This window comes from uncultured Streptomyces sp. (assembly GCF_947488945.1).
In the GTDB taxonomy this organism is placed as follows: domain Bacteria; phylum Actinomycetota; class Actinomycetes; order Streptomycetales; family Streptomycetaceae; genus Streptomyces.
Window position 1 is genome coordinate 157,677 of the sequence record NZ_CANLBS010000020.1, and the last position, 8,613, is coordinate 166,289.

General features: G+C 72.1%; 2 protein-coding genes. Both read left to right on the forward strand.

Annotated features, from left to right (window positions below):
• Positions 1-114: 114 nt before the first annotated feature.
• A complete protein-coding gene (locus tag Q0994_RS27060) occupies positions 115-6,858 on the forward strand; it encodes a non-ribosomal peptide synthetase (protein ID WP_299539369.1) in 6,744 nt (2,247 codons plus the stop codon).
• Positions 6,859-6,927: 69 nt separating this feature from the next.
• Positions 6,928-8,613: condensation domain-containing protein (locus Q0994_RS27065; RefSeq protein WP_299539372.1), on the forward strand; the 1,686-nt coding region annotated here is incomplete at its 3' end.

Genomic DNA, 8,613 nt, shown 5'->3' on the forward strand with positions numbered 1-8,613 from the left:
TCGCGCGGGCAGAAGTAACCAGTTATCCCGTCCGGACCGCTCTGCCAGGCTCGAAATCGGCTGAGCACCCGAGGGCCCTCCGTTACGGGTCGACGACGAGGAACTGGTGGACGCATGACTACGAATCCGATGGTGGCCCCGGCTCCCGGCCGGGAGCGGGAAGCGACGAGCGAGACGCTCTCTCCGGCCGAGGCACGCATCGCCGAGGTGTGGCGGTCCGTACTCGGCACCGGGCCGGCGGCGGCGGATTCCGACTTCTTCCGGCTCGGCGGCACCGAGGAACAAGCGCAGGACATGGCGGGCCGGGTGGCCGTGGAATTCGGCTCGGACTTCCGGGTCGCTTCCGTGCCGGGCCCGTTGACCCTGCGGTCCGTGGCGGCGTTCCTCGCCGAGGAGGCCATGCGGCGGGCGCTCCGGCTGTTCGAGTCCGACGACGATGCCGGGGACGACGGCCCGGACGCCCTCGTGGCGTCTTCCGCGGACCACGACACCGCCGCGATCCCGCCCGCCGTCCGGGACGGGCGGCCGATGCCGCTGTCGTTCGCGCAACGCCGGCTGTGGTTCCTGGACCAACTGGAGCCGGGCCGGGCGGAATACCTGATCCCGATGGGGCTGCGCATCAGCGGTCCGCTGGACGTGGCGGCACTGGAGGAGTCGTTGTCGGACCTGGTGGCCCGGCACGAGGTGCTGCGGACCCGATTCGTCACCGACGGGGACGGCACTCCCGGCCAGATCGTCGACGAGCCGCTGCCGCTGCCCCTCACCGTGCGGGACCTGCGGTCGGTCGCGGGCGCCGACGCGCGGGAGGCGGCGGCGACCGCGCTCGTGGACACCGAGGGCTTCCGGCCGATGGATCTCGCCGAGGGGCCGCTCGTTCGCGCCCTGCTGATCCGGATGGCGGACGAGGACCACCTGCTGTCCTTGACGGTCCACCACATCGCCTTCGACGGATGGTCGGTGGGGGTCCTGTCGCGGGAGCTCACCACGTTGTACACGGCGCGGGTCACGGGTATGGCCGCGGGCCTGCCCGAACCGGAGCTCCAGTACGCGGACTTCGCGGTGTGGCAGCGCGCCTGGTTCACCGGTGACGTGTTGTCCGGGCAACTGGACTACTGGCGCGGGCGGCTGGCCGGCGCCGAGCCGCTGGAGCTGCCCACCGACCGCAGGCGCCCGGCGCGGCGCAGCGGCAACGGCGCGATGCTCACCTTCGGCATCCCCGCCGAGACCGCCGCCGGCGCCCGCAGACTGGCGCACGAAACGGGCTCCAGCCTGTTCATGACGCTGCTGGCGGTGTTCCAGGTGGTGCTGTCGCGTTACAGCGGCCAGCAGGACATCGCGGTGGGCACCCCGATCGCGGGCCGCAACCGGGCCGAGATCGAGGACATGGTCGGCTTCTTCGTGAACACGCTGGTGATGCGCACCGACCTGTCGGGCGATCCGACGTTCACCGAGCTGATCGACCGCGTCAAGGACACCGCGCTCGGCGCCTACGACCACCAGGACCTGCCCTTCGAGCGGCTGGTGGAGGAGCTGGCGCCGCAGCGGGACCTGTCCCGCAACCCGCTCTTCCAGACGATGTTCGTCCTCCAGAACACACCCGACAACCGCTCCTGGGATCTGCCGGGGCTCTCCGTCCGGCAACTGGACGTGGCGGCCCAGGAGTCCAAGTTCGACTTCACGTTCTACGCGACGGAGACCGCCGGCGGCGGCCTGGACGGCACCCTCGTCTATTCGACCGACCTGTTCGACGAGGCGACGATGGTGCGGCTCGCGGGGCACTTCGAGACACTGCTCGGTTCCGCCGCGGACGCCCCGGACGCTCCCCTGTCCGCCCTGGAGATGCTGACGGCGGCGGAGCGGCGCGAGATCCTCACCGACTGGAACGGCCCGGACACCGACGCACCGGACTCCGTCACGGTCCACCGGCTGTTCGAGGAGCGGGCCGCCGAGCGTCCGGACTCCCCCGCCGTCACGTGCGGTCCGGAACACCTGACCTACCGGGAGCTGGACGGACGGGCCGAACGGATCGCGGCCCGGCTGCGTGAGCGCGGTGCCGGACCCGGGACGCTGGTGGGCATCTGCCTGGACCGGGGCACGGACATGGTGGGCGCCCTGCTCGGCATCCTCAAGTCGGGTGCCGCCTACGTGCCGCTGGACCCGGCGTATCCGAGCGACCGGCTCGCCTACATGGTCGAGGACAGCGGTGCCCCGCTGATCGTCACCCGGTCCGCGCACGCCGGGCGGCTGCCCGCCGCGACACCGCGGCTGCTGCTGGACGACGACTCCTGGCCGGCGGACCCGCCGGTACCCGCCGGCGGCGTCACCTCCTCGGTGCCGGGGCCCGACGACCTGGCGTACGTGATCTACACGAGTGGTTCGACGGGCCGCCCCAAGGGCGTGCAGATCACCCACGGCGCATTGCGCGCACGCATGCGGGAGACCCGGCGGCAGCTCGGCCTCACGTGCGACGACCGGGTGCTGCAGTTCGCCTCGATCTCCTTCGACTCCTCGGTGGGGCAGTTGTTCGCGCCGCTCGTCTCGGGGGCGTCGCTGGTGCTGCGCGACGACGCCTGGGACCCGGGGATGCTGGCGCACGCGCTGCGTGCCCACCGGGTGACGGTGGCCTGGCTGACCCCGTCCGCCTTCGGCGCACTCGCCGCCCAGCTCGACGGGCCGGACGACGTGGGGCCGGAACTCCGGCTGGTACGGCTCGGCGGAGAAGCGCTCCAGCAGGAGCAGGTACGCCAGTGGTTCCGCCACACCTCGGTGCCCCTGGTCAACGGCTACGGGCCGACGGAGGCGGCGCAGGAGGCGGCGACGGCGCGGATCACCGGGCCCGGCGACCATGTGCCGATCGGACGCCCGGTCGCCAACGCGAAGATGTTCCTGGTGGACCGCGACGGCCGGCCGGTGCCGGTGGGTGTGCCGGGAGAGATGTGGATCGGCTGCCCCGGACTGGCCCGAGGGTACCTGGGCAAACCCGAGCTGACCGCCGAGAGGTTCCGGACCGTCACGGTGGACGGCACGCCGCGCCGCGTGTACCGCACCGGAGACCTGGCCAAGTGGCATCCGGACGGGCACCTGGAGTTCGTCGGGCGGGCCGACAACCAGGTGAAGCTGCGTGGCTACCGCATCGAGCCGGGCGAGATCGAGGCGGCGCTGCTGGCCCACCCGTCGGTCACCGGCGCCACCGTCCTGCTGCGCGAGGACGTGCCCGGAGACCCCCGGCTGGTGGCGTACGTCGTCGCACAGCCGCCCGTCGAGGCCGGCGGACTGCGCGCGCACCTCCGGCGCGACCTGCCGGACTACATGGTGCCCGCGGCCTTCGTGCCCCTCGACCGCATCCCCCTCACCCCGAACGGCAAGACGGACCGCCGTGCGCTGCCCGCGCCCGCCTCCGACCGGCCGGAGCTGGGCGCCGCGTACACGGCCCCGCGCACGGAGACGGAGCGGACGGTGGCGGCGGTCTGGTCGCAGGTGCTCGGCATCGACACCATCGGGGCGGACGACGACTTCTTCGCGCTGGGCGGTCATTCGCTGCTCGCGACGCGGGTCGTCTCCCGGCTGCGCCGCCGCCTGGGCGTCGACATCCCCGTACGGACGCTGTTCAGCGCGCCGACCCCGGCGCTGCTGGCGGCCGCCGTGGCGGACCTCGACCACGCGGGTGTCTCGCGCATCCCCGCCGTGGAGCGCGACGGCAGCCCGCTGCCCTTGAGTTTCGCCCAGCAAAGGCTCTGGTTCCTGGACCAGTTGGAGCCCGGGCGGGCCGAGTACCTGCTGCCCTTCGCCTTCCGTGTGCACGGTGCGGTCGACCTGGACGCCCTGAACAACGCGTTCACCGCGCTGGTGGACCGGCACGAGATCCTGCGCACCCGGTTCGGCACGGACAGCGACGGCTCGGCCGTCCAGACGGTCGTTCCCGCAGGACCGGTGACCGTGCTGGTACGGGACCTCCGGCCGGTCGGGGACGCGGCGGCCCGCGAGGACGCCCTCACGGCGGTCCTCGCCGGGGACGCGCTGCGCCCGGTGGACCTCGCCGCCGGCCCGATGCTGCGCGCGGTGCTGGTGCGCCTGGCCGACGAGGAGGCGGTGCTCGCGGTCACCGTGCACCACATCGCCTTCGACGGCTGGTCGGTGGGGGTGCTGGTGCGTGAGCTGTCCGCGCTGTACGCGGTGGCCCTGGGCGCGGGAGCCGACGCGGCCCCGGCGCCGCTGCCGGTGCAGTACGCCGACTACGCGCTGTGGCAGCGTTCCTGGCTGACCGGCGAGACCTTGGAGCGGCAACTCGGTTACTGGCGCGACCGCCTGGCGGGCCTGGAGCCGCTGGAGCTGCCGACGGACCACGCCCGGCCCGCGGAGCGCACCGGCAAGGGTGAGGTCGTCCGCTTCTCCGTGCCGGCCGAGGTCGCCGCACGGGCCAGGGAGGTGTCCGCCGAGGGCGGCGCGAGCCTGTTCATGACCCTGCTGGCGGTGTTCCAGCTCCTGCTGGCCCGCTACAGCGGTCAGCGGGACGTCGCCGTGGGCACGCCCATCGCCGGCCGCAACCGGGCGGAGACGGAGGATCTGATCGGATTCTTCGTCAACACGCTCGTCCTGCGCACCGACGTCTCGGGCGACCCGGCGTTCAGCGAGCTGCTGGCCCGTGTCAAGGACACCGCCCTGGGTGCGTACGACCACCAGGACCTGCCCTTCGAGCGCCTCGTGGAGGAACTGGCCCCCGACCGTGACCTGTCCCGCAACCCGTTGTTCCAGACCCTGTTCGCACTCCAGAACACGCCTGGCGCGGACGCCTGGAGCCTCCCCGGGCTGACGATGGAGCCCGTCGAGTCACCGGTGCGCGACGCCAAGTTCGACCTGTCGATGTATCTGGCGGAGAGCGCCGACGGCACCCTGGACGGGGCGGTGGTGTACGCGGGCGACCTGTTCACGGAGGCCACCGCGCGCCGGCTCGTGGACCACTTCACCCACCTGCTCGACGCCGCCACCGCACGCCCGCACAGCCCTCTGTCCGACCTGGACATGCTCGGAACCGACGAGCGGCACCGGATCGTGCGCGAATGGAACGACACGGCCGCCCCCGTCCCGGCGGCGGCCACCCTGCACCGGCTCTTCGAGGAGCGTGCGGCCCTCACCCCGGACGCCGTCGCCGTCGTGTGCGGCGCGGACGAGCTGACGTACCGCGAACTCGACGAGCGTGCCAACCGGTTGGCACACCGGCTGCGGGCCGAACCGGGGATCGGGCCGGACGTGCCGGTGGGCGTCTGCCTGGAACGCTCCCCCGCCCTGGTCTGGACGCTCCTCGGCATCCTCAAGGCCGGCGCGGCCTACGTGCCGCTCGACCCGGAACACCCGGCGGAACGCCTGGCGTACCTGGTGGAGGACTCTGGAGCCCCGCTGGTCGTCACCGACGCGCTGCACGCCGGTCTGTTGCCGGAGAGCCTGCTCACCCTGGCGGTCGACAGCGCCGCGGACTTGCCGGACTCCTTGCCGGTCACCGCTCCGGAACCTGTCGCGGGCCCCGGCGACCTCTCCTACCTGATCTACACCAGCGGTTCGACGGGCCGCCCGAAGGGCGTCCGCATCGAACACCGCGGAGTGGTGAACTACCTGGCCGGCATGCAGCACGCCTTCCCCCTCGCGCCGGGCGAGGGCTTCCTCCAGGCGACGCCCCTGTCCTTCGACGTGTCGGCGTACGAGATCTTCTGGCCGCTGTGGCAGGGGGCGAAGGTCGTGCTGGTGCCCGGCTCCGACCGGCTGGACATGACCGAGGTGTCACGCCTGACGGCGGCGCACCAGGTGGTCGGCTTCCACTTCGTCCCGAGCCTGCTGGACCTGTTCGTCGCGCAGGCACGCCCCGAGGACTGCGCCCACCTGCGCTACGCCTTCGCCAGCGGCGAACCGCTCCAGCCGACCCTGGTGGCCCGCTTCCTCGACCGGTTCCCCGGCGACCTGATCAACCTCTACGGGGCGACGGAGGTGTCGGTCGACACCACCTACTGGCGGGCGTCGCGCACCGACCCCCGCGGCCCGGTCCTCGCGGGACGCCCCATGGTGAACCAGACTGCGTACGTCCTGGACCCGGATCGGCACCCGGTCCCGGTGGGCGTGCTGGGGGAGGTGTATCTCGGCGGCGACAGCGTAGGACGCGGCTACCACGAACGGCCCGGACTCACCGAGGAACGCTTCGTGCCGGACCCGTTCACCGGCGGCCGCATGTACCGCACCGGCGACGTCGGCCGCTGGACGCCCGACGGCGAGCTCGACCTGCTGGGGCGTATCGACCGACAGGTGAAGCTGCGCGGGGTGCGGGTCGAACTCGGTGAGATCGAGGCGGTGCTGCTCACCAACCCCGCGATCGGCGTGTGCGCGGTGACCGTGCGCGAGGACACGCCGGGCGACAAGCGGCTCGTCGCCCACTACGTGCCCGCGCCGGGCGTCACCCCGGACAGCGGGGCGCTCCGCGGATGGGCGGCCGAACGACTGCCGCGCGCCATGACGCCGTCCGTGTTCGTGTGCCTGCCGGAACTCCCCCTCAACAGGAACGGCAAGGTCGACCACGCGGCGCTGCCGGCGCCCGACGAGGACGAGGTCCAGGCGGATTTCGCGGAGCCCCGGGACGAGATCGAGGGAGAGATCGCGGCGATCATGGCCGAGGTGCTCGGCCTGGACAAGGTCGGGATCCACCACGGCTTCTTCGACCTGGGCGGGCATTCCCTCCTCGCCATTCAGCTCGTGAACCGCATCGAGGCGGCGACCGGGGTCCGTATCGCTCTGCGCCATCTCTTCCAGGCGCCGACGGTCACCGGGATCAAGCGCCGGCTCATCGAATTGTTCGACGCGCAGGAGCAGGTTTCCTGAATTCAGCGGCCCGCTGCCCCCACGCAGAGACCCGTTGCCCACCCGAAGAAGAAGAGGACGGACATCATCATGGGCGAGAACTCGATCGAGGCGCGGCTGCTGTCCCGCATGCGACGGCGTGCGGACGCGGACGGAATCGTACGCGCCGACCGGCAGACCGCGGGAGCGCTGCCGCTGTCGTTCGCACAGCAGCGGTTGTGGTTCCTGGACCGTCTGACCCCCGGAAGCGCCGACTACCTGGTGCCGACGGCCCTGCGCGTACGGGGTCCGCTGGACGTCGCGGCGCTGGAGCGGGCGCTGTCCGGGCTGGTGGCCCGGCACGAGGTGCTGCGGACGGCGTTCCCGGTGGACCACGACGGGTCGCCGCAGCAGGTGATCACCGCACCGTGGCCGGTGGAGGTCACGGTGCACGACCTGCGGGGAGAGGCAGACGCCGAGGCGCAGGGCCGCGAGGTGCTGCGGACCGGGGCGACGCGCCCCTTCGACCTCACGTCGGGCCGGCCCCTGCGGGCGGACGTCGTGCACCTCGCCGAGAACGACCACTACCTGTTGGTGACGGTGCATCACATCGCTTCGGACGGCTGGTCGTCGGGAATCCTGGCGCGGGAGCTGCGGGAATTGTACGCGGCGGCCCTGGCAGGCCGTGAGGCGTCGCTGCCCGAACTCGCCGTGCAGTACGCGGACTTCGCCGTGTGGCAGCGCGACCGGCTCACCGGGCCGGCGCTGGAACGGCAGCTCGGTTACTGGCGCGAGCGTCTCGCGCACTCCACGCCGCTGGAACTCCCCACCGACCACCAGCGTCCGGCGCAGACGAACGGCGCGGGCGACGTCGTCACCTTCTCGGTGCCGTCCGAGGTCGCGGAGCGGTTGCGTGAGGCGGCGGGGCGGCAGGGCGCGAGCCTGTTCATGGCGCTGCTGTCGCTGTTCCAGGTCGTACTGGCCCGCTACTGCCGCCAGGACGACATCGCGGTGGGCACCCCGATCGCGGGCCGCACCCGCAAGGAGATCGAAGACGTCGTCGGGTTCTTCGTGAACACGCTGGTGATGCGGACGGATCTGTCGGGGGACCCGACGTTCGCCGAGCTGATCGACCGCGTCAAGGACACCGCCCTGGGTGCGTACGACCACCAGGATCTGCCTTTCGAGCGCCTGGTGGAAGAGATCGCGCCGCAGCGGGACCTCTCGCGCAACCCGTTGTTCCAGACGATGTTCGTCCTGCAGGCGCCGGGCAGCGCGGACGGCGAGGTCTGGGAGCTGGCGGGCGCGGACGTCGAGCAGGTCGAGATCGAGCGCGGCGTGGCGAAGTTCGACCTGACGCTGACGGCGGTCGAGTCGTCGGACGGTCTTCGTGCGGTGCTGGAGTATCGGACGGATCTGTTCGAGCGGGCGACGATCGAGCGGATGGCCGGCCATCTCGCCACCCTCGCCGCCTCCGTCGCGGCCACCCCCGACGCACACCTCTCCGAACTCAACATGCTGACCGAGCGGGAGCGTCAGGACATCCTGGTCGAATGGAACGGGACCACCGGCCCCTACCCCGACACCGCGACCATCCACTCCCTCATCGAGGACCGGGTCGCGTCCGACCCCGACGCCGTCGCCCTCGTCCACGGCGACACGCAATGGACCTTCACACAGGTCAACGAGAAAGCCAACCAGCTCGCCCACCACCTCCGGACCACCGGCATCACCCCCGACACACTCATCGCCGTCTGCCTCGACCGCTCCCCCGAACTCATCGCCACCCTCCTCGGC